The organism is Polaromonas sp. P3_B4, from assembly GCF_056402835.1.
In genome coordinates, this window is record NZ_JBFUGQ010000001.1 from 3,258,896 (window position 1) to 3,284,796 (window position 25,901).

General features: G+C 60.1%; 33 protein-coding genes and 1 tRNA gene. 8 read left to right on the forward strand and 26 right to left on the reverse strand.

Translation table 11 applies throughout. The features are described from left to right. Positions 1–11: 11 nt before the first annotated feature. The 4 genes from AC1DVV_RS15445 to AC1DVV_RS15460 are packed head-to-tail and all read left to right on the forward strand — an operon-like array spanning position 12 to position 3,674. A complete protein-coding gene (locus AC1DVV_RS15445; protein ID WP_477701972.1) occupies positions 12–1,193 on the forward strand; it encodes an acyl-CoA dehydrogenase family protein in 1,182 nt (393 codons plus the stop codon). Further along, complete coding sequence (locus AC1DVV_RS15450) at positions 1,190–2,845, forward strand: benzoate-CoA ligase family protein (protein WP_477701971.1); 1,656 nt, start codon at positions 1,190–1,192, stop codon at positions 2,843–2,845. The genes AC1DVV_RS15445 and AC1DVV_RS15450 overlap by 4 nt, the downstream gene beginning before the upstream one ends. Further along, a complete protein-coding gene (locus AC1DVV_RS15455; protein WP_457281390.1) occupies positions 2,842–3,282 on the forward strand; it encodes an acyl-CoA thioesterase in 441 nt (146 codons plus the stop codon). The genes AC1DVV_RS15450 and AC1DVV_RS15455 overlap by 4 nt, the downstream gene beginning before the upstream one ends. Beyond that, positions 3,279–3,674, forward strand: a complete 396-nt coding sequence (locus AC1DVV_RS15460; RefSeq protein WP_477701970.1) for a RidA family protein — start codon at positions 3,279–3,281, stop codon at positions 3,672–3,674. Before AC1DVV_RS15455 ends, AC1DVV_RS15460 begins: the two co-directional genes overlap by 4 nt. Before the next feature lie 144 nt (positions 3,675–3,818). Here the strand turns inward: AC1DVV_RS15460 and AC1DVV_RS15465 are convergent. The 26 genes from AC1DVV_RS15465 to AC1DVV_RS15590 form a co-directional block, all read right to left on the reverse strand. Continuing rightward, positions 3,819–3,895 (reverse strand) — tRNA-Met (locus AC1DVV_RS15465). Positions 3,896–3,913: 18 nt separating this feature from the next. Further along, positions 3,914–4,315 carry a 50S ribosomal protein L17 gene (rplQ, locus tag AC1DVV_RS15470; protein ID WP_122954335.1) on the reverse strand — a complete coding sequence of 134 codons (402 nt, stop codon included), beginning with the start codon at positions 4,313–4,315 and terminating at the stop codon, positions 3,914–3,916. 85 nt (positions 4,316–4,400) lie between these two features. After that, positions 4,401–5,390, reverse strand: a complete 990-nt coding sequence (locus AC1DVV_RS15475; RefSeq protein ID WP_122954336.1) for a DNA-directed RNA polymerase subunit alpha — start codon at positions 5,388–5,390, stop codon at positions 4,401–4,403. Positions 5,391–5,485: 95 nt separating this feature from the next. Further along, on the reverse strand, positions 5,486–6,109 hold the full coding sequence (rpsD, locus tag AC1DVV_RS15480) for a 30S ribosomal protein S4 (RefSeq protein ID WP_457281392.1): 624 nt from the start codon (positions 6,107–6,109) through the stop codon (positions 5,486–5,488). Between the two features lie 132 nt (positions 6,110–6,241). Further along, entirely contained in the window at positions 6,242–6,646 is a 405-nt protein-coding gene (rpsK, locus tag AC1DVV_RS15485; RefSeq protein ID WP_007869288.1) for a 30S ribosomal protein S11, read from the reverse strand. A 13-nt stretch (positions 6,647–6,659) separates the two neighbouring features. Continuing rightward, entirely contained in the window at positions 6,660–7,025 is a 366-nt protein-coding gene (gene rpsM / locus AC1DVV_RS15490) for a 30S ribosomal protein S13 (protein WP_074579313.1), read from the reverse strand. A gap of 24 nt (positions 7,026–7,049) precedes the next feature. Beyond that, positions 7,050–7,163, reverse strand: coding sequence for a 50S ribosomal protein L36 (gene rpmJ, locus AC1DVV_RS15495; protein ID WP_028820150.1), 114 nt, complete (start codon positions 7,161–7,163; stop codon positions 7,050–7,052). A gap of 30 nt (positions 7,164–7,193) precedes the next feature. Beyond that, positions 7,194–7,412 (reverse strand): translation initiation factor IF-1, encoded by a 219-nt coding sequence (gene infA, locus AC1DVV_RS15500; RefSeq protein ID WP_007869286.1) that lies wholly within the window; start codon positions 7,410–7,412, stop codon positions 7,194–7,196. Positions 7,413–7,430: 18 nt separating this feature from the next. Then, positions 7,431–8,750 (reverse strand): preprotein translocase subunit SecY, encoded by a 1,320-nt coding sequence (gene secY, locus AC1DVV_RS15505; protein ID WP_457281393.1) that lies wholly within the window; start codon positions 8,748–8,750, stop codon positions 7,431–7,433. Positions 8,751–8,769: 19 nt separating this feature from the next. After that, entirely contained in the window at positions 8,770–9,201 is a 432-nt protein-coding gene (rplO, locus tag AC1DVV_RS15510) for a 50S ribosomal protein L15 (RefSeq protein WP_122954339.1), read from the reverse strand. 13 nt (positions 9,202–9,214) lie between these two features. Continuing rightward, the gene (gene rpmD, locus AC1DVV_RS15515; RefSeq protein ID WP_122954340.1) at positions 9,215–9,397 is read right to left on the reverse strand and encodes a 50S ribosomal protein L30; all 183 of its coding nucleotides are present in this window, start codon (positions 9,395–9,397) and stop codon (positions 9,215–9,217) included. Between the two features lie 12 nt (positions 9,398–9,409). Next, positions 9,410–9,928 (reverse strand): 30S ribosomal protein S5, encoded by a 519-nt coding sequence (gene rpsE / locus AC1DVV_RS15520; RefSeq protein ID WP_457281394.1) that lies wholly within the window; start codon positions 9,926–9,928, stop codon positions 9,410–9,412. A 17-nt stretch (positions 9,929–9,945) separates the two neighbouring features. Continuing rightward, complete coding sequence (gene rplR, locus AC1DVV_RS15525; protein ID WP_457281395.1) at positions 9,946–10,311, reverse strand: 50S ribosomal protein L18; 366 nt, start codon at positions 10,309–10,311, stop codon at positions 9,946–9,948. Positions 10,312–10,322: 11 nt separating this feature from the next. After that, positions 10,323–10,856: a 50S ribosomal protein L6 gene (gene rplF, locus AC1DVV_RS15530; protein ID WP_457281396.1), complete on the reverse strand. Its 534-nt coding sequence runs from the start codon at positions 10,854–10,856 to the stop codon at positions 10,323–10,325. A gap of 24 nt (positions 10,857–10,880) precedes the next feature. Continuing rightward, positions 10,881–11,276: a 30S ribosomal protein S8 gene (gene rpsH / locus AC1DVV_RS15535; RefSeq protein ID WP_371436766.1), complete on the reverse strand. Its 396-nt coding sequence runs from the start codon at positions 11,274–11,276 to the stop codon at positions 10,881–10,883. A gap of 18 nt (positions 11,277–11,294) precedes the next feature. Then, positions 11,295–11,600 carry a 30S ribosomal protein S14 gene (rpsN, locus tag AC1DVV_RS15540; RefSeq protein WP_188709725.1) on the reverse strand — a complete coding sequence of 102 codons (306 nt, stop codon included), beginning with the start codon at positions 11,598–11,600 and terminating at the stop codon, positions 11,295–11,297. An 8-nt stretch (positions 11,601–11,608) separates the two neighbouring features. Beyond that, complete coding sequence (gene rplE / locus AC1DVV_RS15545) at positions 11,609–12,181, reverse strand: 50S ribosomal protein L5 (protein WP_092130238.1); 573 nt, start codon at positions 12,179–12,181, stop codon at positions 11,609–11,611. A 1-nt stretch (position 12,182) separates the two neighbouring features. Beyond that, complete coding sequence (rplX, locus tag AC1DVV_RS15550) at positions 12,183–12,503, reverse strand: 50S ribosomal protein L24 (RefSeq protein WP_348045257.1); 321 nt, start codon at positions 12,501–12,503, stop codon at positions 12,183–12,185. A 9-nt stretch (positions 12,504–12,512) separates the two neighbouring features. Continuing rightward, the gene (gene rplN / locus AC1DVV_RS15555; protein WP_007869247.1) at positions 12,513–12,881 is read right to left on the reverse strand and encodes a 50S ribosomal protein L14; all 369 of its coding nucleotides are present in this window, start codon (positions 12,879–12,881) and stop codon (positions 12,513–12,515) included. A 406-nt stretch (positions 12,882–13,287) separates the two neighbouring features. Next, entirely contained in the window at positions 13,288–14,874 is a 1,587-nt protein-coding gene (locus AC1DVV_RS15560) for a glycerol-3-phosphate dehydrogenase/oxidase (RefSeq protein WP_457281397.1), read from the reverse strand. 128 nt (positions 14,875–15,002) lie between these two features. Beyond that, positions 15,003–16,733: an ABC transporter substrate-binding protein gene (locus AC1DVV_RS15565; RefSeq protein ID WP_457281398.1), complete on the reverse strand. Its 1,731-nt coding sequence runs from the start codon at positions 16,731–16,733 to the stop codon at positions 15,003–15,005. A gap of 85 nt (positions 16,734–16,818) precedes the next feature. After that, the gene (locus tag AC1DVV_RS15570; protein WP_457281399.1) at positions 16,819–17,127 is read right to left on the reverse strand and encodes a DUF2160 domain-containing protein; all 309 of its coding nucleotides are present in this window, start codon (positions 17,125–17,127) and stop codon (positions 16,819–16,821) included. A gap of 134 nt (positions 17,128–17,261) precedes the next feature. After that, positions 17,262–18,083: a carbohydrate ABC transporter permease gene (locus AC1DVV_RS15575; RefSeq protein WP_457281400.1), complete on the reverse strand. Its 822-nt coding sequence runs from the start codon at positions 18,081–18,083 to the stop codon at positions 17,262–17,264. After that, positions 18,080–18,970, reverse strand: a complete 891-nt coding sequence (locus AC1DVV_RS15580) for a carbohydrate ABC transporter permease (protein WP_457281401.1) — start codon at positions 18,968–18,970, stop codon at positions 18,080–18,082. Before AC1DVV_RS15580 ends, AC1DVV_RS15575 begins: the two co-directional genes overlap by 4 nt. Continuing rightward, entirely contained in the window at positions 18,967–20,046 is a 1,080-nt protein-coding gene (locus AC1DVV_RS15585; RefSeq protein WP_457281402.1) for an ABC transporter ATP-binding protein, read from the reverse strand. Before AC1DVV_RS15585 ends, AC1DVV_RS15580 begins: the two co-directional genes overlap by 4 nt. 39 nt (positions 20,047–20,085) lie before the next feature. Beyond that, positions 20,086–21,171, reverse strand: a complete 1,086-nt coding sequence (locus tag AC1DVV_RS15590) for an ABC transporter ATP-binding protein (protein WP_477666472.1) — start codon at positions 21,169–21,171, stop codon at positions 20,086–20,088. A 267-nt stretch (positions 21,172–21,438) separates the two neighbouring features. Here AC1DVV_RS15590 and AC1DVV_RS15595 point away from each other — a divergent pair, with 267 nt between their 5' ends. From AC1DVV_RS15595 to proC, 4 genes are all read left to right on the forward strand, one after another. Further along, positions 21,439–22,206, forward strand: coding sequence for a DeoR/GlpR family DNA-binding transcription regulator (locus AC1DVV_RS15595; protein WP_457281403.1), 768 nt, complete (start codon positions 21,439–21,441; stop codon positions 22,204–22,206). Positions 22,207–22,254: 48 nt separating this feature from the next. Further along, positions 22,255–23,748: a glycerol kinase GlpK gene (gene glpK / locus AC1DVV_RS15600; RefSeq protein WP_457281404.1), complete on the forward strand. Its 1,494-nt coding sequence runs from the start codon at positions 22,255–22,257 to the stop codon at positions 23,746–23,748. Between the two features lie 77 nt (positions 23,749–23,825). Beyond that, the gene (locus AC1DVV_RS15605) at positions 23,826–25,010 is read left to right on the forward strand and encodes an esterase-like activity of phytase family protein (RefSeq protein WP_477701968.1); all 1,185 of its coding nucleotides are present in this window, start codon (positions 23,826–23,828) and stop codon (positions 25,008–25,010) included. 6 nt (positions 25,011–25,016) lie between these two features. Beyond that, the gene (gene proC / locus AC1DVV_RS15610) at positions 25,017–25,853 is read left to right on the forward strand and encodes a pyrroline-5-carboxylate reductase (protein WP_457281406.1); all 837 of its coding nucleotides are present in this window, start codon (positions 25,017–25,019) and stop codon (positions 25,851–25,853) included. Positions 25,854–25,901 lie beyond the last annotated feature (48 nt).

Consider the following 25,901-nt stretch of genomic DNA (forward strand, 5'->3'; position numbering starts at 1 on the left):
AAGGATCACGCATGAGATCGACCACCGCCCACTTGGCGCTGCCTTTTTTTGACGAGGTTCACCGCGACCTGGCGCAGCGCCTGGCCGACTGGATGCCGCAGCAGCACATCGACGAAAGCGATGACCGCCGGGCCTGCAAGGAGTGGGTGAGCCTGCTGGGTGCCAACGGCTGGCTGCGCTATTGCGTACCGGCGGGTAAGGACGGCACCCTGGGCGGCGCACTGGAAAAGCTGGACTCCCGCGCGCTTGTCATCCTGCGCGAGACGCTGGCCTTTCATTCGCCACTGGCCGATTTCGCGTTTGCGATGCAGGGACTGGGCAGCGGCGCCATCACACTGGCGGGCACACCGGCGCAGCAGGCTGCCTACCTGCCGCAGGTGGCCAGCGGCAAGAAGATCGCGGCCTTCGCCTTGAGCGAGCCCGACGCCGGTTCCGATGCCGGCGCCATGGTGACCTCCGCCACAGACACGGGTGAGGGCTGGGCCTTGAACGGCAGCAAGACATGGATCAGCAACGGCGGGATCGCGGATTTCTACGTGACCTTCGCCAAGACGGACCCGCAGGGCGGCACGCGCGGCATTACGGCCTTCATCGTCGATGCGGAAAACAAGGGCCTGGACAGCAGCGAACACATCGCCGTCATGGCGCCACACCCGCTGGCCACGCTGAAGTTCGCGCATTGCAAGCTGCCGAGGGATGCGCAGCTGGGCGCGCTGCACGGCGGCTTCAAGCTGGCGATGCAGACGCTGGACATCTTCCGTGCCTCCGTGGCCGCCGCCGCACTGGGCATGGCGCGCCGCGCGCTGGCCGAGGCGGTGCATTTCTCGAAGGAACGCAAGATGTTCGGCCAGACCCTGGCCGACTTCCAGCTCACGCAGGCCAAGCTTGGCGAGATGGCGGCACTGGTGGACGCCGCTGCGCTGCTGACCTACCGCGCCGCCTGGATGCGCGACGAAAGCGAACGCCTGGGCAGCGGTGCGCGTATCACCGCCGAAGCGGCCATGGCCAAGATGACGGCCACCGAGAACGCGCAAAAGGTCATCGACATGGCGCTGCAGATGCACGGCGGCCTGGGCGTGAAAGTGGGCACCAAGGTGGAAAGCCTGTACCGCGATATCCGCTCGCTGCGCATTTACGAAGGCGCGACCGAAGTGCAGCAACTCATCATTGGAAAGGCCGTACTGCAATCATGAGCACCTCTGTCTCCGACCCAGTAGAAAAAGTGTCCGCGGCGCCCTCCGCGCAGGCAGACCGCTTTGTGCATGACCGCCTGCCGCAGCCCGGGCAACTGCCCCGCATGGTGTACGCGCTGCCCGAGCTGCGCATACCGGCGCAGGCCAATCTGGTGCAGGCCTTGTTTGACAAGGCCTTTCGCGAGGAGCAGGGTGACAAGCCGCTGTTACGCTCGGACAAAATCACGCTGAGCTACGCAGATGCACTGGATCGCGTAAACCGCATCGCACAGGTACTGACGGAAAACTTCGGGCTGAAGCCCGGCAACCGGGTGTTGCTGCGCGGCGGCAACTCGATCGGCATGGCGCTGGCCTGGCTGGGCGTGGTGCAGGCCGGGCTGGTGGCGGTGGCGACCATGCCGCTGCTGCGCGCCAAGGAACTCAGCGAGATCATTGAAAAGGCCCGGCCCGCGCTGGCATTGTGCGATGCAACGCTGCTGGATGAGCTGCAGGCGGCAAAGGCGCAAAGCGATACCTTGCCCACCATCGTGCCCTTCAACCTGATGGACGCGCCGGGCTCGCTGGCGGTGCTGTCGGCGCAGAAGGACGGCAGCTTTACGCCCTGCCCGGTGGCCGCCGACGACATCGCCTTGATGGCCTTCACTTCCGGCACTACAGGCAAGCCCAAGGCCGCGGTGCACACGCATCGCGACGTGCTGGCCGCCTGCGAGGCGTGGCCGCGCCATGTGCTCAAGGCCAAGCCGGACGACATCGTCATCGGCTCGCCACCGCTGGCTTTTACCTTTGGCCTGGGCGGCATGCTGATTTTCCCGATGTGGGCCGGTGCCTCTGTTTACTACCCCTCCATTGCCTATACGCCAGAAGCGATGGTCAAGCTGATCAACCAGGTCGGCGCAACGGTCTGCTACACGGCACCGACGTTTTACCGGCAGATGGCTGCGTTCGCCAAACAGCACGGCGTGCCCGGCTTGCGGATGTGCGTGAGTGCCGGCGAGAGCCTGCCTGACGCCACGCGGCAGCTATGGAAGGACGCTACCGGCATTGAGATGATCGACGGTATAGGCGCGACCGAGATGTTCCACATCTTTATCTCCGCAGCCGGCGCCGACGTGCGCCGCGGCGCCATCGGCAAGGTGGTGCCAGGCTACACCGCCAAGGTGGTGGACGACACCGGCGCGGAAGTGCCGCGCGGCACCATCGGCAAGCTGGCGGTGGTGGGGCCCACGGGCTGCCGCTACCTGGACGATGCACGCCAGGGCAACTATGTGAAGGACGGCTGGAACTACCCGGGCGACGCCTTCATGCAGGACGCCGACGGTTATTTCTTCTACCAGGCGCGCGCCGACGACATGATTATTACCGCGGGCTACAACGTGGCGGGCCCTGAGGTGGAAGATGCCCTGCTCAAGCACCCTGCCGTGGCTGAATGCGGTGTTGTGGGCTTGCCCGACGACGACCGGGGGATGGTCGTCAAGGCCTTTGTTGTGCTCAAGCCTGACCAGGCAGCAAATGACGCCATGGCAAAGGCCCTGCAAGACCACGTCAAGGCGGCGCTTGCGCCTTTCAAATATCCCCGTCAGATCGAATTCGTGACCAAACTGCCGCGCACCGAAACCGGCAAGCTGCAACGCTTCAAGCTGCGCGAATCATGAAATTCACCGCGCAAAAGCTCGTCAGGTTTCACCATTGCGATCCGGCCGGCATCGTTTTTTATCCGCAGTTTCTCTATCTGTTGCATGAGGTGCAAGAGGATTTCCTGGCGCACATCGGCTTTCCCGAACATGTTCTGATTGCCGGTGGCACAGGCGTGCCGATTGTGGATCTGAAGGTCGAATTTCTCGGTATGTGCCGTCATGGCGACCCGCTGACAATCACGCTGGAACTGACTCGCCTGGGTAACGCGAGCATGGGTATGCAATACGAGATTCATGGCAGCCCAGCCTCGCCAGACGGCGCCGAAGTCATCAAGCTGAAAGCGCATGGCGTGGTGGTCTATTCAGAGCTCCCCAATGGCAAACCCCTGCCGCTTCCCGAACGAATGCGCAGCGCCCTGTTACCTTATTTGAAAACATCCTCAGGAAGCTCATGATCAAGAAACTACAACCGCCCGGCTGGGCCGAGCCCAAAGGTTATGCCAACGGCATCCTTGCACGCGGCGCCTTGCTTTTTGTGGGAGGCCAGATTGGCTGGAATGCACAGCAACAGTTCGAGAGCGACGATTTCATCGCGCAGACGCGCCAGGCGCTGCTGAACATTGCGGCCGTGCTGAAGGCCGGTGGCGCCGGACCCGAGCATATGGTCCGCATGACCTGGTATGTGTTGGATCGTGTCGAGTACGTGGCCAGGCTCAAGGAACTGGGTGCTGTCTACCGCGAAGTCATGGGAAAGAATTTTCCGGCCATGACATGTGTCGAGGTTGCGGCACTGGTTGAAGACCGCGCCCAGGTCGAAATTGAAGTGACAGCAGTTGTGCCGGACTGAGCAACGGCTATACAGGCCAGCCGCAAGCAATGACTGCCAGTGATGCTACTGGCAGCAGAACCGCTGAACGCCGAATGAAGGCCGGAAAGCAAAACGCCTGCTTGATGCAGGCGTTTTGCTGTTGGCCTTGAGAGGCTAACGTGTTGGTTGCGCGGGCAAGATTTGAACTTACGACCTTTGGGTTATGAGCCCAACGAGCTACCAGGCTGCTCCACCGCGCGGTATGTGTGTATTGTAGCTTACTCTGCCTTGGCCGTGTCAGCTGTAGTGTCTTCCGACACTTCAGGACGGTCCACCAGTTCGACCAGCGCCATGGGCGCGTTGTCACCAACGCGGAAACCCATCTTCAGGATACGCGTGTAGCCGCCGGGACGTGCCTTGTAGCGTGGGCCGATCTCTGCGAACAGCTTGACGACCATATCGCGGTCACGCAGGCGATCAAATGCCAAGCGCTTGTTGGCCAGAGTAGGTTCTTTACCAAGGGTGATCATGGGTTCGACCACGCGGCGCAATTCCTTGGCCTTGGGCAGGGTGGTCTTGATGACTTCGTGCTGCAGCAGCGAGTTCATCATGTTGCGCAACATGGCGAGGCGGTGCTCGCTGGTGCGGTTGAGTTTACGTAATCCGTGTCCGTGGCGCATGGTGTTTCCTTTTTTAAAATCCAGGCAGCCGTATCAGGTACTGCCCGTGCGAGATCCCCTTTCAGGCGGGACCTTGTGGTTCAAATTAACGCTTGTCGAGACCGGCGGGTGGCCAGCTTTCCAGGCGCATACCAAGGGTCAGGCCGCGTGACGCAAGCACTTCCTTGATTTCGTTGAGCGATTTACGGCCCAGGTTCGGCGTCTTCAGCAGCTCGTTCTCGGTGCGCTGGATCAGGTCGCCGATGTAGTAGATGTTTTCCGCTTTGAGGCAGTTCGCCGAACGAACGGTAAGTTCGAGTTCGTCGACAGGGCGCAGCAGAATCGGATCGAACTGCTGCGAGCTGCGCTGAACGGGCGCGTCAAACGCGGCCAGTTCATTGCCTTCGAGCTGTGCGAACACGGCCAGTTGCTCGACCAGGATCTTGGCCGAGGCACGGACAGCATCTTCTGCCGTCACTGCGCCGTTGGTTTCGATTTCCAGCACGAGCTTGTCGAGGTCGGTGCGCTGCTCAACGCGGGCGCTTTCGACGATGTAGCTCACGCGCTTGACGGGCGAGAACGACGCGTCCAGCACGATACGGCCGATCGATTTTGGCGACTCATCGCCATAGCGGCGCTGGTTGCCGGGCACATAGCCGCGGCCGTTTTCAACCTTGATCTGCATGTCGATCTTGCCGCCGTGCGACAGGTTCACGATCACGTGTTCAGGGTTGATGATTTCCACGTCATGTGGCGTCTGGATGTCGGCGGCGGTGACTGGGCCTTCGCCGTCTTTGCGCAGGCTCAGCGTAACTTCGTCGCGGTTGTGGAGCTTGAACACCACACCTTTGAGGTTCAACAGGATGTTGACGACGTCTTCCTGCACACCGTCGATGGACGAGTACTCGTGCAGGACGCCCGCGATGGTGACTTCGGTGGCGGCGTGGCCGACCATGGAAGACAACAGTACGCGGCGCAGCGCGTTGCCCAGCGTATGGCCGTAGCCACGCTCAAACGGCTCCAGAGTCACCTTGGCGCGGTTGGCGCCGAGCTGCTCAACATTAATGGTTTTTGGTTTCAACAAATTGGTCTGCATGCAGTCTTCCTCTCAATACCCTCGGTTCGTTACACCGATAAGGCCGGCGAAGCACACCCTGGCGATACGGTGCCCCGTATCGCAGGAACGAAAAATTAGCGTGAGTACAACTCGACAATCAACGATTCGTTGACGTCGGCGGCAAACTCGTCGCGATCAGGTACCTTCTTGAAGGTGCCTTCTCCCTTGTCGGCGTTCACATCGACCCAGGCGGGCAGACCGACCTGTTTTGCAAGCTCAAGGGCTTCCGTGATACGGGTCTGCTTCTTCGACTTGTCACGCACGGCAATGATGTCGCCGGCCTTGACCATGTACGAAGGAATGTTGACAGATCCGCCATTGACCGTGATGGCCTTGTGCGAAACCAGCTGACGCGCTTCAGCACGGGTCGAACCGAAGCCCATGCGATACACAACGTTGTCCAGACGCGACTCAAGAATGAACAGTAGATTGGCGCCGGTGTTGCCCTTGCGACGATCCGCTTCTTCAAAATAACGGCGAAACTGCTTTTCGAGCACACCATACATGCGCTTGACTTTTTGCTTTTCGCGCAATTGCAAGCCGAAGTCGGAAGTACGGGTACCAGAGGTACGGCCGTGCTGACCTGGCTTGGAGTCGAATTTGGCCTTGTCGCTGATGGCGCGGCGTGCACTCTTCAGGAACAGGTCGGTGCCTTCACGGCGGGATAGTTTGGCCTTGGGGCCTAGGTAACGTGCCACTTGAGTGTCCTTTTGTCATCTGCTGCAATGAATTGCAGGAGCCGGAGGTCGTAACCTGCGGCGGTGGGCTTGGTGAAAATGCCTGGTATCTGACGGGCTGAAACAACCCGCCGGATGCCTAGGCACGGGGAATTAAATGCGGCGGCGCTTTTGCGGGCGGCAGCCGTTATGCGGAACCGGGGTCACGTCGGCAATCGAATTGATCCGGATGCCGAGTGCGCCCAAAGCGCGGACAGATGATTCACGGCCTGGACCAGGACCCTTGATTTCGACGTCAAGATTCTTGATGCCTTGCTCAATGGCGGCGCGACCAGCCACTTCGGAAGCGACCTGCGCTGCGAAAGGGGTGGATTTGCGCGAACCTTTGAAACCCTGACCACCGGAAGACGCCCAGGACAAGGCATTGCCCTGGCGATCCGTGATAGTGATGATCGTGTTATTGAAAGAAGCGTGGACGTGGGCGATACCATCGGCCACGTTCTTGCGAACTTTCTTGCGAACGCGTTGTGCGGCGTTATTGCTTGGTGATTTTGCCATGACGACCTCTCAATTATTTCTTCAAAGCTGCAGCGGCCTTGCGCGGGCCCTTGCGGGTACGGGCATTGGTCCGGGTGCGCTGGCCACGCATGGGCAGGCCGCGACGGTGGCGGAAACCACGGTAGCAACCGATGTCCATCAGGCGCTTGATGTTCATCGTGGTTTCACGACGCAGGTCACCCTCGATGGTGAACAGGGCGATCTGCTCACGGATTTTTTCCAGGTCGCCATCGGTCAGATCTTTGACCTTTTTGGCGTAAGCGATGTCACATGCTTCGCAAATTTTGCGAGCGCGCGTGCGACCGATGCCAAAGATAGCAGTCAAGCCGATTTCGGCATGTTGCTGCGGCGGAATATTGATACCAGCGATACGAGCCATGTTCGTCCTCTAAAACTCTTGAAATCAGCCTTGACGCTGTTTGTGACGCGGATCCGTGCAAATCACACGGACAACGCCCTTGCGACGGATAACTTTGCAGTTACGGCAAATTTTCTTGACCGAAGCTGAAACTCTCATTTCTATTACTCCTAAACTTTCACTCTGTGCTTACTTGGCACGGAAAACAATTCGTGCGCGCGATAAATCGTAAGGCGTTAACTCAACCGTTACCTTGTCACCGGGAAGAATGCGGATGTAGTGCATACGCATTTTTCCCGAGATGTGCCCCAGTACAACATGTCCATTTTCCAGCTTCACCCTGAAAGTCGCATTGGGAAGGTTTTCTACAACCTCACCTTGCATCTGGATCACATCGTCTTTAGACATATCCCATCAAATACCCAGTTAACCGCCCAGTGACGTCTTGAAGTTCGCCTTTTTAAGCAACGACTCATACTGTTGCGACATCATGTAGTTCTGTACCTGGGCCATGAAATCCATGGTCACCACGACAATAATCATCAACGACGTACCGCCAAAATAAAACGGCACGTTGTATTTCAAAATCAAAAACTCCGGCAACAGGCACACGAATGTGATGTAAACCGCACCTGCCAGCGTCAAACGCACCAGGATTTTGTCAATGTAGCGCGCCGTCTGATCGCCCGGCCGAATACCCGGAATGAACGCACCGCTCTTTTTCAGGTTGTCCGCCGTTTCACGGCTGTTGAACACCAGCGCCGTATAGAAGAAGCAGAAGAACACGATCGCACTGGCATACAGCATTACGTAGATTGGCTGGCCCGGCGTCAGCGTGCTGGCGATGTCTTTGAGCCAGCGCATGCTTTCACCGGTGCTAAACCAGCCCACGACGGTAGCAGGCAGCAAAATGATCGATGAAGCGAAAATCGGGGGGATCACACCCGCCATGTTCAACTTCAACGGCAAGTGCGATGACTGCCCGCCGTAAACCTTGTTACCCACCTGGCGCCGCGCATAGTTCACAAGAATCTTGCGCTGTCCACGCTCTACGAACACCACGAAATAGGTCACCAGCACAACCACCGCGACGATCACAATGGCCACCAGAATGCTCATGGCGCCGGTACGCACCAGCTCCAGCAAGCCACCCATTGCGCTCGGCAAACCTGCCGCAATGCCTGCAAAAATCAGGATCGAAATGCCGTTACCCAAACCACGCTCGGTAATCTGCTCACCCAGCCACATCAGGAACATCGTGCCGGCCGTCAGGCTGAACACTGCCGTCATGCGGAAACCAAAGCCGGGCGCCAACACCAAGCCCGGCGAGCTTTCCAGCGCCACAGCAATGCCCATGGACTGGAACAATGCCAAAGCCAGCGTGCCGTAACGTGTGTACTGCGTAATCTTGCGCCTGCCGCTTTCGCCTTCTTTTTTCATCTGCTCGAACGTCGGAACGACGTACGTCAGTAGCTGCATGATGATCGATGCCGAGATGTACGGCATGATGCCCAGGGCGAATACCGTAAAGCGCGACAGGGCACCACCAGAAAACATATTGAACAAATTCAATATGCCGCCTTGTTGGCCCTTGAACAACTCCTTGAGCTGGCCAGGATCAATCCCTGGCACCGGGATGTGCGCGCCAATGCGGTACACCACGAGAGCCAGCAGCAAAAACACAAGCCGGTTACGCAAATCACCGTACTTGCCGGTTTTCGCAATTTGAGCTGAGTTGGTTGCCACTGATTTTCCAGTCAGGTATTTAAGCGACAGAGCCGCCGGCGGCTTCAATAATGGCCTTGGCACCCGCCGTGGCGGAGATGCCGTTCAGCTTGACAGCCTTGGACAGCTCACCCGACTTGATGACCTTGACGTTCTTGGCAAGCTGGCCCACCAGGCCGGCAGTCTTCAGTGCCAGCAGATCGACTTCAGCCAGACCCAGCTGCTCCAGCGCACTCAGAGTAACCTCGGCGTTGAACTTGAGCAGATGCGACTTGAAGCCACGCTTTGGCAAACGGCGCTGCATAGGCATTTGACCGCCTTCGAAGCCGACCTTGTGGTAGCCACCAGCACGTGATTTCTGGCCTTTGTGGCCGCGTCCAGATGTTTTACCCAGACCGGAGCCAATGCCACGACCGACGCGTCGCTTGGCATGTTTGGCACCTTGGCCAGGCTTGATTCCGTTCAATTCCATTTTGAGTCTCCGCTCAGACAATCTTGACCAGATAGCTGATCTTGTTGATCATGCCGCGCACTGCGGGCGTATCCTGCAATTCGCTGACGCTGTTGACACCACGAAGGCCCAGACCGCGCACAGTGGCGCGATGCGATTCCTTGGTGCCAATCGGGCTGCGAACCAGCTGGACTTTGACTTTGGTTTCTTTGGTCATTTCAATGCCGCCTTAGCCGAAGATCTCTTCGACCGATTTGCCACGTTTGGCCGCAATTTCAGAAGCGGTCGTGGAATTGTTCAGTGCATCCATGGTGGCACGCACCATGTTGTAAGGGTTGCTCGAACCATGACTCTTCGCCACGATGTCGGTAATGCCCATGACTTCGAAAACGGCGCGCATTGGGCCGCCAGCGATGATGCCGGTACCCTTGGGAGCCGGCGCCATCATGACGCTGGCTGCACCGTGGTGACCGAAAACATTGTGGTGGATGGTGCCGTTTTTCAACGAAACCTTGGTCATGTTGCGACGCGCTTCTTCCATCGCTTTTTGCACGGCTGCCGGCACTTCTTTCGACTTGCCTTTGCCCATGCCGACGCGGCCATCGCCGTCACCCACGACGGTCAACGCGGCGAAACCGAGGATACGGCCGCCCTTTACGACTTTGGTCACGCGGTTAACCGCGATCATTTTTTCCTTCAGACCATCGTCTGGAGCGTCGTTTTGCTGTTTTGCTTGAAACTTAGCCATACTTAATTCCAGTCTGCTTAGAACTGCAAACCAGCTTCGCGAGCCGCCTCAGCCAGCGCTTTGACGCGGCCGTGGTACGCAAAACCGGCGCGATCAAACGCCACTTTTTCAACACCTGCTGCTTTTGCCTTTTCGGCAATGCGTTTGCCAATGGCTTGCGCAGCAGCAACGTTTCCACCTTTACCCGAAGCGCCGATTTCCTTGCGGACTTCCACTTCCGCGGTGGAAGCAGCAGCCAGGACCTTGGTGCCGTCGCCAGAAATAACGCTGGCATAGATGTGCAGATTGGTGCGATTCACGGTCAAACGGGCAACACCTTGCGTAGCAATGCGAATGCGGGTCTGACGTGAACGACGAAGGCGCTGCTCTTTTTTGGTCAACATGATGCAGCTCCTTATTTCTTCTTGGTTTCTTTGATCGTGATCTTCTCATCCACATAGCGGATGCCCTTGCCCTTGTAAGGCTCGGGAGGACGAACAGCACGAACTTCAGCGGCGATCTGGCCGACGCGCTGGCGGTCGGAACCCTTGATCACCACTTCCGTGGGAGTCGGCGTTGCAACGGTGATGCCAGCAGGCATGTCCATGATCACAGGGTGCGAATACCCCACGGTCAGGTTCAGCTTGGCGCCCTGAGCTTGGGCCTTGTAGCCCACGCCGACCAGGCTGAGCTTCTTTTCGAAGCCCTTGGTCACACCAGTCACCATGTTGTTCACGAGCTGACGCATCGTGCCGCTCATGGCATTGGCTTCACGCGAATCATTGGCCGGCACAAAAGTCAGCTTGCCCGCATCATTCTTGATGGTGACAAGCGCGTTCTGCGTCAGCGCCAGGGTGCCGAGGGCACCCTTGACATTGATCTGGTCTGCTTTCATGGCCACGTCCACACCCTGAGGCACGGTCACTGGCATTTTTCCTACACGAGACATTTCAGTTTCTCCTCAATGCCGCCGTTAGGCCACGTAGCAAAGCACTTCACCACCGATACCGGTAGCGCGGGCTTTACGATCGGTCATGACGCCTTGCGGGGTCGTGACAATTGCCACACCAAGGCCATTCATGACCTGGGGGATGGCGCCATGGCCTTTGTAAACACGGAGGCCTGGGCGGCTGACGCGCTCAATGCGCTCAATCACGGGCTTGCCTGCGTAATACTTCAGGGCGATTTCCAGCTGGGATTTGCCTTCGTCGGTCTTGACGGAGAAGCCATCAATGTAGCCCTCATCTTTCAGAACCTGCGCGATGGCAACTTTGACTTTTGACGACGGCACCAGCACGACGGCCTTTTCAACCATCTGTGCATTGCGGATGCGGGTCAACATGTCGGCGATAGGATCACTCATGCTCATTTTGTGGTTCTCCTATGCTTACCAGCTTGCCTTGGTGATACCAGGGATATCACCAGCAAAAGCCAACTCACGGATCTTGGCGCGAGCCAGGCCGAACTGGCGGAAAGTACCGCGTGGGCGGCCCGTGATCGCGCAGCGGTTACGCTGGCGGGTCGGGTTCGCATTGCGGGGCAGTTTTTGCAGCTCGAGGCGAGCCAGCTGACGCTCTTCGTCAGAGCGCTTGGCGTCGTTGGACGTCGCCTTGAGTTCAGCGTATTTCTTGGCGAACTTCGCGGCGAGTTTCTCGCGCTTCAGTTCACGTTGCAGTAAAGCTTGTTTTGCCATGTCCCGCCTCAGTTCTTGAACGGAAAACGGAAGGCGGTGAGGAGTGCCTTGCACTCTTCATCGGTCTTTGCCGTTGTGGTGATGCTGATATTCAGGCCACGCAAGGCATCAACCTTGTCGTACTCGATCTCAGGGAAAATGATCTGCTCTTTCACGCCGATGTTGTAGTTTCCGCGGCCATCGAAGGCCCGGCCGGAAATACCGCGGAAGTCACGCACACGCGGCAGGGCCACGGTGACGAAACGATCGAGGAACTCATACATCTTCACGCCGCGCAGGGTCACCATGCAGCCGATAGGCAAGTCTTCGCGGATCTTGAAGCCGGCGATAGCCTTCTTGGCCTTGGTCACGACAGGCTTCTGACCGGCAATCTTGGTCATGTCGCCGACGGCGTTGTCCATGACCTTCTTGTCGGCAACAGCCTCGCTCACACCCATGTTGAGCGTGATCTTGGTGATGCGGGGAACCTGCATAGGCGAGGTATAGCCGAATTTTTCAATCAGGCCGGGGGCGATTTTTTCGCGGTACTGGGCTTGCAGGCGGGCCTGCGAAGCAGCTTGTACAGGTGCGGTCTTTGCCATGTTATGCAACCTTGATTTCTTCGCCACTGGACTTGAAGACGCGCACTTTTTTGCCGTCTGCCAGGAGCTTGATGCCAACGCGATCCGCCTTGCCGGTAGCGGCATTGAAAATTGCCACGTTCGACTGGTGAATCGGCATGCTTTTTTCGACGATGCCACCGGTGGTGCCCTTGAGGGGGTTGGGCTTGGTGTGTTTTTTCACCAGGTTGATCCCATCCACCAGCACGTAGCTATCATCTTTGCGCAGCGAAATCTTGCCGCGCTTGCCTTTGTCGCGACCAGCGATCACGATGATCTCGTCGCCTTTACGGATTTTGTTCATGGCGAGTCCTTACAGAACTTCAGGAGCCAGGGACACGATCTTCATGAACTTTTCAGTGCGCAGCTCGCGCGTCACTGGTCCGAAGATGCGGGTGCCGATTGGCTCCAGCTTGGCGTTAAGCAACACTGCTGCGTTGCCGTCGAATTTGACGAGCGAACCATCGCCACGGCGAATGCCCTTGGCGGTGCGAACGACCACAGCGCTGTAAACCTCGCCTTTTTTGACGCGGCCACGCGGAGCGGCTTCTTTGATGCTCACCTTGATGACGTCACCAACGCTGGCGTACCGGCGCTTGGAGCCGCCCAGAACCTTGATGCACATCACGGACTTGGCACCCGTGTTGTCAGCAACATCGAGCTTGGATTGCGTTTGAATCATTTAAATGTGTTCCCAACTTGCACCGGAAGGCAACCCCTTGGGATTACCAGCCAATCAGTCTTGGGCCCGTCGTCCACACTGCAAACCACTTGCAATGCTTCCGTTAGGCAGAATTCCTCGCCTTTTTAGAGCGAAGCCCACGATTATGACTGAGCGAAAAGCCACTGTCAACCGCTTGTTGTGAAAATATCCCCACAATAAAGCGGCGGTACCTCCAGAAGCCCGGGGAGCCCTCGGGTACCGGCCACGCTTCGCGCTTATGCCACGGGCGGATTTTCGGCATTAAATCCGGCCTCAGACCAATAGGGATGCGCGCAACCAGCTATCAAAAAGAGAGCAAAATCTGCCCGGGCATCCAATTTCGCCCGCCTCCTTCCTCCTTTGCAGGACGGCAACTGGCGGCAATTCAGGCTGGCAGGCTGAGGTATTGGCCACACAGCGTCAGGAATTCGTCCAGCTGGGGATCCACGCCGTTTTCCTGCTGTAGCAGAGTGGCCACTTCCGGCGCCAGGGTTCTGGCCAGTGCCGCGTCGAGAAACAGCAGACGGGAACGCCGTGCCAGTACGTCTTCAACGGTGCGGGCATATTCATGGCGGGCAGCGAAACGCACCATTGCCTCCGTCAGCCCACCGCCTAATTCGCGGCTGGCACCCGGCAGGTTTTCCATGGCGGACGCCTCGCTGCCATACAGATGAGACCCTGGTGCCTCGCTAATTTTGTGATTCGAATTGTGAGCGCCAACTAACTTCAAGTTTGTGGTGACGCCGGCCCCGCGTGTTGGCAGCAACGCCGCGCCAAAACACTTAGCCAGGACATCTTCAGCCATCGCCCGATAGGTCGTCCACTTGCCGCCGGTCACCGTGACCAGGCCGCTTTTGCTGACCAGCACCGTGTGCTCACGCGACAACGCCTGGGTGCTTCCGGCATCCTCATCCGGCGGCTTGACCAGGGGCCGCAACCCCACCCAGATGCTTTTAATGTCAGCCGGACCGGGCGCGCGGCTCAGGTAGCGAGCCGATTCGCGCAGGATGAAGTCAACTTCTTCGCGGAAAGGCAGCGGCTCGCGGGCCAGGTCGTGGCGCGGCGTATCCGTGGTTCCCAGAATGGTTTTACCCAGCCATGGCACTGCAAACAGCACCCGGCCGTCGGCCGTCTTGGGCACCAGCAGGGCGTGGTCGCCAGGCAAAAACGAGCGATCCACCACAATATGAACACCCTGGCTGGGTGCCACCATGGGTTTGGCGTCCCGCCCTATGGCCTGCCCATCCTGCAGCCGCAACTGGTCTACCCAGACACCCGCCGCGTTCACCACGCAGTTGGCGCGGATTTCGAATGTGCGGCCCGTTTCCTGGTCCCGTGCATGCAGGCCGACCAGCTTGCCGCCCTCATGGATCAGGCCCGTTGCCGCGCAGTAATTCACCAGCAACGCACCCTGCCGCGCCGCCGTGCGGGCTAGCGCCAACGCCAGCCGCGCGTCATCAAACTGGCCATCCCAGTACTTGACGCCGCCCTTGAGATCTTGAGCCTGCACTGTCGGCAGGCAGGCAAGAGTTTCTTGCCGGTTCAGGAATTCCGTGGCGCCCAGACCCGCCTTGCCAGCCAGCGCGTCATACATCTTGAGCCCGATACCGTAGAACGGCGCCTCCCAGAACTTGTAGGAAGGCATGACAAAGGGCAAGGGCTGCGCCAGATGCGGCGCGTTGGCCAGCAGCGTGGTGCGTTCGTGCAAGGCCTCACGCACCAGCGAGATATTGCCCTGCGCGAGGTAGCGCACACCGCCATGCACCAGCTTGGTGGCGCGGGACGATGTGCCCTTGGCAAAGTCGTGCGATTCGACCAACACGACAGAAAACCCGCGGGCGGCCGCATCCAGTGCGACCCCCAGGCCGGTAGCGCCGCCGCCAATGATCGCGATGTCGTAGTGGTACGGCTCGGCAAGCCGGGCCATTAAATCCTGGCGCCGCGTTTGCGCAGGCGCTAATTCAGTCGTCATGGGCTTTGCTTCCCGTTTCCATACAAACCCATTGGTAAAAAGTGCGCCGAGCTTACCCTGCGCTTGTTGCAATAACCTGAATCCAGAAAAAAAGCCGTGCAGCGCTCACGCACCGCACGGCCATCCGATCAGCGTACTTTTCCGTCTTTCCAGGCCTGCAGCAACTTGTCGTAGTTGATGGTTTCGCCCTTGGGTTTTTCATTGGCCAGCTTGGCCCATGGCGCCGACTTGTCGCTCAGCCATTTGGCGGGATCACCCTTGGGGTTGAGCTTGGGCGGGCACTTGGCCATGCCGGCGCGCTCCAGGCGGCCCATCACGTCGTCCATCTCGCCCGCCAGCGTGTCCATGGCTGCCTGCGGCGTCTTCTCGCCGGTCACTGCCTGGGCCACGTTCTTCCACCACAGCTGCGCAAGCTTGGGGTAGTCGGGTACGTTGGTACCAGTCGGCGACCAGGCCACTCGGGCGGGGCTGCGGTAGAACTCGACCAGGCCGCCCAGCTTGGGCGCCATGTCGGTCATGGCCTTGGACTGGATATCCGACTCGCGGATCGGCGTGAGGCCAACAATGGTCTTTTTCAGCGACGTGGTCTTGGCGGTGATGAACTGCGCGTACAGCCAGGCGGCGGCCGTCTTGTTCTCGTCGTGCGCGGCAAAGAAAGTCCAGCTGCCCACGTCCTGGTAGCCGTTTTGCATGCCCTGTTTCCAGTAGGGGCCGTTGGGGCCGGGGGCCATACGCCACTTCGGCGTACCGTCGGCATTCACCACGGGCAGGCCTTTCTTGGTCATGTCGGCGGTGAAGGCCGTGTACCAGAAAATCTGCTGGGCGATCTGGCCCTGGGCCGGCACCGGGCCGGCTTCCCCGAAGGTCATACCGGTGGCCTCCTTAGGCGCATATTTCTTCATCCAGTCGACGTACTTGGTCAACGCGTAAACAGCAGCCGGTGAATTGGTCGCGCCACCGCGCGCTACCGAGGCTCCCACCGGCGTGCACTTGTCGGCCGCCACCCGGATACCCCATTCGTCAATCGGCAGGCCGTTGGGCGTGCCGATGTCGGCCGTGCCGGCCATGGACAGCCACGCGTCGGTAAAGCGCCAGCCGAGCGACGGATCCTTCTTGCCGTAGTCCATGTGGCCGTAAATCGGCTTGCCGTCGATGGTCTTCACGTCGTTGGTGAAGAACTCGGCGATGTCTTCATAGGCGCTCCAGTTCAGCGGCACGCCCAGCTCGTAACCGTATTTGGCCTTGAACTTGTCCTGCAAGTCCTTGCGCGCGAACAGGTCGGCGCGGAACCAGTACAGGTTGGCAAACTGCTGGTCAGGCAGCTGGTACAGCTTGCCGTCCGGGCCGGTGGTGAACTTCGTGCCGATGAAGTCCTTGAGATCCAGGCCCGGGTTGGTGTATTCCTTGCCCTTGCCCGCCATGTAGTCGGTCAGGTTCATCACCTTGCCATAGCGGTAGTGGGTGCCGATCAGGTCCGAGTCGGAAATCCAGCCGTCGTATATCGACTTGCCGGACTGCATGGAAGTCTGCAGCTTCTCGACAACATCGCCTTCCTGGATCAGGTCGTGCTTGACCTTGATGCCGGTGATTTCCTCGAAGGCCTTGGCCAGCGTCTTCGATTCGTATTCGTGGGTGGTGATGGTCTCGGACACGACCGAGATTTCCTTCACGCCCTTGGCCTGCAGTTTCTTGGCCGCGTCAATGAACCATTTCATTTCCGCCTGCTGTTTGTCCTTGCTCAGGGTAGAGGGCTGGAATTCATTGTCAATCCACTTCTTGGCAGCCGCCTCGTCGGCCCACCCCGGGCTGGCCATGGCACACACTGCGGCCACTGCCAGGGCCGTATAACGCATCTTCATGATTTGTCTCCTCATTGGTTCACTCCCCGTGGTTGAAGGCTTATTCGGCTCCGGGGAATATGAGCCGGGTTCCTTTTCAAGATTTCTATCCCTTGCGCATGACAAGTGCGAGCAGGGCCATCGACAGCAAAAAACTGATCCAGATCGACGGGTCGCCCTCCAGACCCAGCCACCCGGCCAGCTTGCCGCTGATGCCCACAAAGATGAGGTTGACGTAGGCCGCACTGAGCAGGCCGATAAAAAGCCGGTCACCGCGGGTGGTTTCCAGCGGCAAAAAGCCGCGCCGTATCGTTGTCGGAGATTTCAATTCCCACACCGTCATGCCCACCAGCATCAGCACGATGCACGTAAAGAAAATTGCCACTGGCGTCGTCCAGGCCATCCAGTCAAACATGGGCTCCCCCCCGAACGCCTTCGGCGCTCCCCCTCAAGGGGGCGCCGCAAGCGGCCTGGCAAAGCCAGATCCGCGGCGGCCGCTTGATATACCGAGTGATAGTCATAGGGTCTCTCCTGTTCCTTCGCGCGGGGTCATACCCTGCCCATTGCGAAGCCTTTTGCGATGTAGTTGCGCACAAACCAGATCACGATGGCGCCCGGTACGATGGTCAGCACGCCGGCCGCCGCCAGCGTGGCCCAGTCCATGCCGGATGCCGACACCGTCCGTGTCATGGTCGCGACGATGGGCTTGGCATTGACGCTGGTCAGTGTGCGCGCCAGGAGCAATTCGACCCAGCTGAACATGAAGCAAAAGAACGCCGCCACACCGACACCGGCCTTGATGAGCGGCAGGAAGATGCGGACAAAGAAGCGGGGGAATGAATAGCCGTCGATGTACGCGGTCTCGTCAATCTCGCGCGGGATCCCGCTCATGAACCCCTCCAGGATCCACACCGCCAGCGGCACGTTGAACAGCAGATGCGCCAGGGCCACCGCGATGTGGGTGTCCATCAGCCCCACTGTAGTGTAGAGCTGGAAGAAGGGCAGCAAAAACACCGCCGGCGGTGTCATGCGGTTGGTCAGCAGCCAGAAGAACACATGCTTGTCGCCCAAAAAGCTGTACCGCGAAAACGCATAGGCGGCCGGCAGGGCCACAGTGACCGAAATCACGGTGTTGATGGCCACATAAATCAGGCTGTTGATGTAGCCCGAATACCAGGACGGGTCGGTGAAGATGGTCTTGTAGTTGTTCCAGGTAAAGTCCTGGGGGAAAAACGAGAAGCTCGACAGAATTTCAGCATTCGTCTTGAAGCTCATGTTGACCATCCAGTAGATGGGCAGCAGCGCAAACAGGATGTACGCGATCAGGAACAGCGTGCGCGCCTGGAATCTGGGTGCGTTAGGTGAGTTCATTCCACGCCCTCTTTCTCTTGCGTGCCCACGCGCTGCATCCAGTTGTAGAGGATGAAGCACAGCAGCAGGATGATCAAAAAGTAAATCAGCGAGAACGCCGCCGCCGGGCCCAGGTCAAACTGGCCGACGGCTTTTTGCGTGAGATATTGCGAAAGGAATGTCGTGGCATTGCCCGGCCCGCCGCCCGTCAACACAAAAGGCTCGGTATAAATCATGAAGCTGTCCATGAAGCGCAGCAGCACGGCAATCATCAGCACACCGCGCATTTTGGGTAGCTGGATATAACGGAACACCGCAAATTTACTGGCGCCGTCGATGCGCGCGGCCTGGTAGTAGGCGTCGGGAATGGAGCGCAAACCGGCATAGCCCAGCAGCGCCACCAACGGCGTCCAATGCCAGACATCCATCATGAGCACCGTCACCCAGGCGTGCGTGGCATTGCCGGTGTAGCTGTAGTCAAAGCCCATCTTTTGCAGCATCGCGCCCAAAAGGCCAATGTCAGCCCGGCCATAGATCTGCCAGATAGTGCCCACCACGTTCCACGGAATCAGCAGCGAGAGCGAAACGAGCACCAGCACCAACGAGGCCTTCCAGCCTTGCGCCGGCATGGACAGCGCGAGTGCGATGCCCAGCGGAATTTCGACCGCCAGCACGGCCAGCGAGAACGTCAGTTGCCGCCAGAGCGCCGCATGCAGTTCTTCGTCACGCATGACGGATACAAACCACTCAGTGCCGACAAACACGCGCCGCTCGGGCGAGATGATGTCCTGCACCGAATAGTTAACCACGGTCATCAGCGGCAGAATGGCGGAGAACGCCACGCAGATGATGACGGGCAGCACCAGCAGCCAGGCCTTCTGATTAACGGGCTTAGTCGTCGTGCTCATGCATCCACCAGTTCGTCATTGAGGTACAGGCAGGTGTGTGGCCCCATCACCTGCAGCCAGACCTCCTCGCCAACTTGCGGCGCGCGGGAAGCAGGGTTCAACCGGGCCTTGATCGTGTGTTCACCGATCCGCGCCGTCAGCATCCAGTGCGTGCCGATGTCCTGCACCAGCGTGACAGTAAAAGGCAATGCGGCCGGATCGCCGGGCGCTGTCTTCACCACGTATTCAGGTCGAACGCCCAGCTTGAGCTCACCGTCGGGCATGGCGCGCTCGGGTGGCAGCGCCAACGGCCGCTCCGCGACGCGTAGCGCGCCACCGACGACGGTGGCCGGCAAGAAGTTCATGCCGGGCGATCCGATGAAGTGGCCTACAAACGTATGGCGGGGGCGCTCAAACAACGCATCGGCCGAGCCCGTCTGCACAGCACGGCCGCGCGTCATCACCACCACTTCTTCGGCAAAGGTCAATGCCTCAACCTGGTCGTGTGTCACATAAATCAGGGTGAGCTTCAATTCATGGTGAATCTGTTTGAGCTTGCGCCGCAGTTGCCATTTCAGGTGCGGGTCGATCACCGTGAGCGGCTCGTCAAACAGCACAGCAGACACATCGGGCCGCACAAGGCCGCGGCCCAGCGAGATTTTCTGCTTGGCATCTGCCGCAAGCCCAGCCGCGCGGTGGTTGAGCTGGCCGCTCATGTCCAGCATCTCGGCAATTTCACCAACGCGTTTTTTGATCTGGTCTTCCGGCACCTTGCGGTTGCGCAGCGGAAACGCCAGGTTTTCAGCCACCGTCATGGTGTCGTAGATCACCGGAAACTGGAACACCTGCGCAATATTGCGCTGCTGCGGCGAGGCGTGCGTCACATCTACGCCGTCAAACTTGACCGTGCCCTGCGACGGCACAAGCAAGCCCGACATGATGTTGAGCATGGTGGTCTTGCCGCAGCCCGACGGGCCCAGCAACGCATAAGCGCCGCCATCGCGAAAACTCATGGTGAGCGGGAGCAACGCGTAGTCGCTGTCTTCGCGCGGATTCGGCCGGTAGGCGTGGGCCAGGTCGAGATCAATACGCGCCATAAGGCCTCCGCAGCACAGAAGTCGTTGCAAAAAGGTGCTTCATGCGAGTCCTCCCTTGCGCTCTGGCGCCAAAAGCAAGGCACCAGTCGCATCAAAGACATACACCTGGGCGGGGCTGAGAAACAAGGTGATGGGCGCACCCAGCTCGAAGTAGTGCACGCCGGTCAGTTGGGCCACCAGCTCACCCACCGCCGTGGCAACGTGGACAAAAGTGTCGGAACCCGAAATTTCAGCCAACTCGACCTTTCCCGGCAGCGCCACATCACCCTCACGCTTTTGGACGCGCAGGGCGCTGCCGCGAACACCGGCCGTGAGGGTGGCCAGGTTTTGCGCCGGCGCATCGGGCAAGGCCAGCGCCAGGGTAGGCCCTGCCGCCAGCTGCAGGCCTTGCGCTGCGGGCAGGGCCGCTATCAGATTCATGGGCGGATCGCTGAACGCACGCGCAACGCGCAAGGATCGTGGCGAGTGGAAGACCTCGGCGGTCGGGCCGTACTGCAGCAGTTCACCACCGTCCATCACGGCGGTGTAGCCCCCCAATAACAAGGCTTCGCCAGGCTCGGTGGTGGCGTAGATCACGGTGGAATCGCCGGCGGCAAAAAGCTGGGTCAGCTCTTCGCGCAGTTCCTCGCGCAGCTTGTAGTCCAGGTTAACCAACGGCTCGTCCAGCAGCATCAGGGGAGCCCCCTTGGCCAGTGCACGCGCCAGGGCCACCCGCTGCTGTTGCCCGCCCGACAGCTCCGCAGGGTAGCGGTCCAGAAACATCTCGATATGCAGGCGTTCGGCCAGTTTTCGCACCGTCCGGTCAATGTTCTTTTCGCCGCGCAACTTGAGGGGCGAGGCGATGTTGTCCGCCACCCGTAGCGACGGGTAGTTGATGAACTGCTGGTAGACCATGGCGACGTTCCGCTCGCGAACCGGCATGCCGGTCACATCGGCGTCGTTCACCAGGACTTTTCCCTGCGTGGGGACATCCAGACCCGCCATGATGCGCATCAGGCTGGTTTTCCCGGCCTGCGTCGCGCCCAGCAACACAGTGACTTCGCCGCTGCGCGGCGCAAGGTTCATTTCATAAAGCCATTGTTCGGCGCCGACTTTTTTGCTGACGTGGTCCAGGGACAGCTGCATCACGCGCCCCCTCTGTGCAACCGGCCATTGAGAATGCGTCGCAGCGACCCGAAACGGCGGTGGAGCCTCTGTGCCGGGGCAGCGGCAGGCAAACAAAAAGAAGCAGTAGACAAGAGAAGGGCTCCCGGCGAAACTTGGACGAAGTTCGGTTTTTTTCTATTTTTCTTCTTTTGTGATTGTTTTATCTAATTGTTTTCCCTTATCTGTTTCCTTTTGTTTCGATATAAAGTTTCCAGACCTCCACGATTCCATCAAACTTGAACCCGCGTGAACTCCAATCCCAGGCAAATCAAGCTCCTCGACGTCGTGCGAACCCATGGCTCGGCCTCCGTCGAGCAGCTCGCAGAAAAATTGGACGTGACCCTGCAGACCGTCCGGCGGGATGTGCAGCGCCTGGCGGAAGCAGGCTTGCTGACGCGCTTTCACGGCGGCGTGCGGGTGCCCAGCTCCACCATCGAAAACATTGCGCACCGCCAGCGCGAAAGCCTTAACGCCGAAGGCAAGGCGCGCATCGCGCGCGCGGTGGCCCGGCGTGTTCCGAATGACTGCTCATTGATCCTCAATATCGGCACCACCACCGAAGCCATCGCCAAGGCCCTGCTGCACCACAAGGGACTGCGGGTCATCACCAATAATTTGAACGTGGCCGGCATCCTGTGCAGCAATACCGATTGCGAAGTCATCGTCGCCGGTGGTGTAGTGCGTTCACGCGACCGCGGCATCGTGGGCGAAGCGGCAGTCGACTTCATACGCCAGTTCCGGGTAGACATCGCGATCATCGGCATTTCCGGGATCGAGCCTGACGGCTCCCTGCGCGACTTCGACTACCGCGAAGTCAAAGTTGCCCAGACCATCATCGAGCATGCCCGCGAAGTCTGGCTGGCGGCAGACAGCAGCAAGTTCAACCGGCCCGCCATGGTGGAGCTGGCCACGCTTTCCCAGATTGACCGGCTGTTTACCGACATGCCTCCGCCCGAGCCATTCCCCACCTTGCTGGAAGAGGCGGACGTCAACTGTGAAGTGGCCCATTCCTGAGCCCCGCGCACTTGTGCGCGCCTGCCACCCTTTCATACACTCCAGCGCATGACATACCTTCTCGCACTCGACCAGGGAACCTCCAGTTCCCGCAGCATCGTGTTTGACGAACACGGCCACATCGTGGCCCTGGCCCAGCAGGAGTTGCCGCAGATCTACCCCAGGCCAGGCTGGGTCGAGCACGACCTGATGGAGATCTGGCGCACGCAGCTGGCCACGGCCCGCGAGGTGCTGGCCAAGGCCCATATCAAGGCCAGTGACATCCGCGCGCTGGGCATCACCAACCAGCGCGAGACCACCGCCCTCTGGAACCGCAAGACCGGCCTGCCGGTTCATCACGCCATCGTCTGGCAGGACAGGCGCGCGGAAGCCACCTGCGCCGAGTTGCGTGAGCGCGGCAAGGAAAAGCTGATCCAGTCCAAAACCGGGCTGCTGATCGATGCCTATTTTTCTGGCACCAAGCTCAAATGGCTGCTGGACAACGTGCCCGGCGCACGCGCGCAGGCCGAGCGCGGCGAACTGGCCTTCGGCACCATCGACAGCTGGTTGATGTGGCAACTCACCGGCGGCGCGTTGCACGCCACCGATGTCAGCAATGCGTCACGCACCATGCTGTTCAATGTGCACACCAACCAGTGGGACGATGAGTTGCTTGACCTGCTGGGCATACCGGCCTCGCTCATGCCCAGGGTGTTGCCGTCGAGTGCGCATTACGGTGACGTGCGGCCCGACCTGCTGGGCCACGCCATTGCCATCGGCGGCGTTGCCGGCGACCAGCAAAGTGCCCTCTTCGGTCAGGCCTGCTTTAAGGCCGGCATGGCCAAGAACACCTACGGCACCGGCTGCTTCATGCTGATGCACACGGGCAGCCAGTTTCAAACCTCACACAACGGTCTGCTTACCACCAGCGCAGCCCAGGCAACAACCCAAACGCAGTTCGCCACTGAAGGCAGCGTGTTTGTTGGCGGCGCCGTGGTGCAGTGGCTGCGCGACGGCCTGCACGCCATCAAAGGCAGCGCCGAAGTGCAGGCGCTGGCCGAAAGCGTGCCTGATTCAGGCGGCGTGATGATGGTTCCGGCCTTCACCGGCCTGGGTGCACCCTACTGGAAACCGGACGCGCGCGGCACCATCACCGGCCTCACGCGCGGCACCACGGTGGCCCACATCGCACGCGCCGCACTCGAAAGCATCGCCTACCAAAGCGCAGCGCTGTTGCAGGCCATGAGCCGCGACGCGGTCAGTGCCGGCGCAGCGCCTGTGGCCGAGCTGCGTGTAGACGGCGGCGCCTGCGTCAACGACCTGCTGATGCAATTCCAGGCCGACCTGCTGGGCATACCGGTGATCCGTCCGGCCGTGATTGAAACCACCGCGCTGGGCGCCGCCTACCTGGCGGGGCTTTCCAGCGGCGTGTACGGCAGCACCGACGAGTTGTCAGGCATGTGGCGCGCCGAGCGCAAGTTTTTGCCGACTCTGGGCGCGGACCGGGCCGCTGAGTTGATGGCGCGGTGGGAACAGGCAGTGCGGCAGACCGTGCTGCAGTAAGCGCGGCCCTGCCCGACACGATTTGCGCGCCTGCGCTTGTCACACTCCCCTCAAGCGCGGCCGCTAGACTTGGCCGCATGAACCCTTACTCCACAACACCCTCCAGGCGCCGGCTGGTCCTCGGAGCCGGCGCGGCCGCTGTGCTGGGCCTGGCCGGTTGCGGAGCGCCGCAACCGGTGGCCGCAGCCACCCAGCCGCCTCGAACACGCCTGCGCCTGATCGGTGAATCCCGCATTCCACACCGGCTGCAATTCCAGGGCACCACGGTGGGCGGGCTCTCGGGCATCGACTACGACGCCGCCAGCGACCTGTATTACCTGATCAGCGACGACGGCTCCGACGTCAACCCCGCGCGGTTTTACACCGCACGCATCGCGCTGGACATGAACAGCCTGGGCCAGCCGGAATTGCTGAGCGTCACCACCCTGCGCGAAGGCAATGGCGACGCGTATGCGGCCGTATTGCGGGGCATCCAGATTCCCGACCCGGAGGCGATTCGCTGGCGCCCCACCAGCCAGACGCTGCTGTGGACCAGTGAGGGGCACTCCCTGGCGGGCGTGGCACCGGAGCTGCGCGAAAGCCGGACTGACGGCACGATGGTTCGCGAATTTACGCTGCCGCCCATGTTTGAGTTTCATCTCATCCGGGGGCCGCGCGTCAATCTGGCGCTGGAAGGCCTGGCGCTGACACCCGATGACAAGACCGCCTGGATCGCCATGGAAAACGCTTTCCGTCAAGATGGACCCGTACCCACGGTGAAAGCGAAGGGCGGGCCCTGCCGCTTCACCCAAATTGACCTTGCCAGCGGGAAAGCATTGCGGCAAATCGCGTATGTGCCCGACGCCATTCCGCGCGCACCTGTCGCACCAGCCACCTATGCCGACAACGGTGTGGTGGAAATCCTGATGCTCGATGCCGACCGCATGCTGGTGCTGGAGCGGGCCTATATGGCCGGCTGGGGCCCGCAAGCAGGTAACTCGCTGCGCCTGTACCTTATCGACACCCGGCAGGGATCCGACACGCTCGCAACGCCTGTCCTGCAGACTGGCACCTATCGCGCGGTGGACAAAACACTGATCGCCGACTTTTCCACCTTCACCGGCCCGGGGCCCGGCCTCCGGCTGGAACGTCTGGACAATACGGAAGGCATGGCCTGGGGCCCGGTACTGCCCAACGGAAATCGCAGCCTGGTCTTCATTAGCGACGACAATTTCAGCTCCCGGCAAATCAGCCAGTGGCTGGCCTTTGAATTTTTGGATTGACAACGCATGACCTCCACTTCCCGCACAAGCAACGAACACATTGCCTTCATAGGCGGCGGCAACATGGCCAGCGCCATCATTGGCGGCCTGCTTAAACAGGGCATGCCAGCCAGCCAGATCCAGGTGGTCGAGCCTTTTGAGGAGCAACGCAACAAGCTCACCCGGCAATTCGGCGTGCAGGTGCATGAAAAACCCGGCGCGCCACTGGCCAGCGCCGGCCTGGTGGTCTGGGCTGTAAAACCGCAGACTTTCAAGGATGCAGCCCTGCAAACACGCTTTCACACCAAAACCGCCCTGCACCTGAGCGTGGCAGCCGGCGTGCGGTCCAGCAGCATCGCGCGCTGGCTGGGCACCGAGCGCGTGGTGCGCGCCATGCCCAACACGCCGGCGCTGGTCGGCAAAGGCATGACGGCGCTGTTTGCGCGGGATGCCGTGACAGACGATGACAGGCTGGCCGTCGAGCAGGTGGTCAAGCCCACAGGGGATTTCCTGTGGCTCACCGAGGAAGCCCATCTGGACGCGGTCACCGCCATTTCGGGCTCCGGCCCGGCCTACGTCTTTTATTTTGTGGAAGCCATGATCGAGGCAGGCACGGACATGGGCCTTGCGCCGGAACAAGCGCGCAAGCTTGCCGTCGGCACCTTTGTAGGCGCTTCGGCGCTGCTGCAGGCGTCCGACGAGACGCCCCAGACCCTGCGCGCCCAGGTCACGTCCAAAGGGGGCACCACCTACGCCGCGCTGACCTCCATGGAGCAGGACCGCGTCAAGATGCTGTTCATGCGCGCCATCCACACGGCGAGGCAGCGAGCCGGTGAATTGGGTGATGAGTTTGGTGCGGGCTGAAGAGGTTTAAGAGAAAATCTCCTGCAACCCAATGTAGGAAAGCGCAAG

Excerpts from the sequence above, each read along its gene's own strand:
- AC1DVV_RS15445 (WP_477701972.1), top strand. The coding sequence starts at position 12 with ATGAGATCGACCACCGCCCACTTGGCGCTGCCTTTTTTTGACGAGGTT.
- AC1DVV_RS15450 (WP_477701971.1), top strand. The coding sequence starts at position 1,190 with ATGAGCACCTCTGTCTCCGACCCAGTAGAAAAAGTGTCCGCGGCGCCC.
- AC1DVV_RS15455 (WP_457281390.1), top strand. The coding sequence starts at position 2,842 with ATGAAATTCACCGCGCAAAAGCTCGTCAGGTTTCACCATTGCGATCCG.
- AC1DVV_RS15460 (WP_477701970.1), top strand. The coding sequence starts at position 3,279 with ATGATCAAGAAACTACAACCGCCCGGCTGGGCCGAGCCCAAAGGTTAT.
- rplQ (WP_122954335.1), bottom strand. The coding sequence starts at position 4,315 with ATGCGCCACGGACACGGATTACGTAAACTCAACCGCACCAGCGAGCAC.
- AC1DVV_RS15475 (WP_122954336.1), bottom strand. The coding sequence starts at position 5,390 with ATGCAGACCAATTTGTTGAAACCAAAAACCATTAATGTTGAGCAGCTC.
- rpsK (WP_007869288.1), bottom strand. The coding sequence starts at position 6,646 with ATGGCAAAATCACCAAGCAATAACGCCGCACAACGCGTTCGCAAGAAA.
- rpsM (WP_074579313.1), bottom strand. The coding sequence starts at position 7,025 with ATGGCTCGTATCGCTGGTATCAATATTCCGCCGCAGCAACATGCCGAA.
- rpmJ (WP_028820150.1), bottom strand. The coding sequence starts at position 7,163 with ATGAGAGTTTCAGCTTCGGTCAAGAAAATTTGCCGTAACTGCAAAGTT.
- infA (WP_007869286.1), bottom strand. The coding sequence starts at position 7,412 with ATGTCTAAAGACGATGTGATCCAGATGCAAGGTGAGGTTGTAGAAAAC.
- rplO (WP_122954339.1), bottom strand. The coding sequence starts at position 9,201 with ATGGAATTGAACGGAATCAAGCCTGGCCAAGGTGCCAAACATGCCAAG.
- rpmD (WP_122954340.1), bottom strand. The coding sequence starts at position 9,397 with ATGACCAAAGAAACCAAAGTCAAAGTCCAGCTGGTTCGCAGCCCGATT.
- rpsE (WP_457281394.1), bottom strand. The coding sequence starts at position 9,928 with ATGGCTAAGTTTCAAGCAAAACAGCAAAACGACGCTCCAGACGATGGT.
- rplR (WP_457281395.1), bottom strand. The coding sequence starts at position 10,311 with ATGTTGACCAAAAAAGAGCAGCGCCTTCGTCGTTCACGTCAGACCCGC.
- rplF (WP_457281396.1), bottom strand. The coding sequence starts at position 10,856 with ATGTCTCGTGTAGGAAAAATGCCAGTGACCGTGCCTCAGGGTGTGGAC.
- rpsH (WP_371436766.1), bottom strand. The coding sequence starts at position 11,276 with ATGAGCATGAGTGATCCTATCGCCGACATGTTGACCCGCATCCGCAAT.
- rpsN (WP_188709725.1), bottom strand. The coding sequence starts at position 11,600 with ATGGCAAAACAAGCTTTACTGCAACGTGAACTGAAGCGCGAGAAACTC.
- rplE (WP_092130238.1), bottom strand. The coding sequence starts at position 12,181 with ATGGCAAAGACCGCACCTGTACAAGCTGCTTCGCAGGCCCGCCTGCAA.
- rplX (WP_348045257.1), bottom strand. The coding sequence starts at position 12,503 with ATGAACAAAATCCGTAAAGGCGACGAGATCATCGTGATCGCTGGTCGC.
- rplN (WP_007869247.1), bottom strand. The coding sequence starts at position 12,881 with ATGATTCAAACGCAATCCAAGCTCGATGTTGCTGACAACACGGGTGCC.
- AC1DVV_RS15560 (WP_457281397.1), bottom strand. The coding sequence starts at position 14,874 with ATGACGACTGAATTAGCGCCTGCGCAAACGCGGCGCCAGGATTTAATG.
- AC1DVV_RS15565 (WP_457281398.1), bottom strand. The coding sequence starts at position 16,733 with ATGAAGATGCGTTATACGGCCCTGGCAGTGGCCGCAGTGTGTGCCATG.
- AC1DVV_RS15570 (WP_457281399.1), bottom strand. The coding sequence starts at position 17,127 with ATGTTTGACTGGATGGCCTGGACGACGCCAGTGGCAATTTTCTTTACG.
- AC1DVV_RS15575 (WP_457281400.1), bottom strand. The coding sequence starts at position 18,083 with ATGAACTCACCTAACGCACCCAGATTCCAGGCGCGCACGCTGTTCCTG.
- AC1DVV_RS15580 (WP_457281401.1), bottom strand. The coding sequence starts at position 18,970 with ATGAGCACGACGACTAAGCCCGTTAATCAGAAGGCCTGGCTGCTGGTG.
- AC1DVV_RS15585 (WP_457281402.1), bottom strand. The coding sequence starts at position 20,046 with ATGGCGCGTATTGATCTCGACCTGGCCCACGCCTACCGGCCGAATCCG.
- AC1DVV_RS15590 (WP_477666472.1), bottom strand. The coding sequence starts at position 21,171 with ATGCAGCTGTCCCTGGACCACGTCAGCAAAAAAGTCGGCGCCGAACAA.
- glpK (WP_457281404.1), top strand. The coding sequence starts at position 22,255 with ATGACATACCTTCTCGCACTCGACCAGGGAACCTCCAGTTCCCGCAGC.
- AC1DVV_RS15605 (WP_477701968.1), top strand. The coding sequence starts at position 23,826 with ATGAACCCTTACTCCACAACACCCTCCAGGCGCCGGCTGGTCCTCGGA.
- proC (WP_457281406.1), top strand. The coding sequence starts at position 25,017 with ATGACCTCCACTTCCCGCACAAGCAACGAACACATTGCCTTCATAGGC.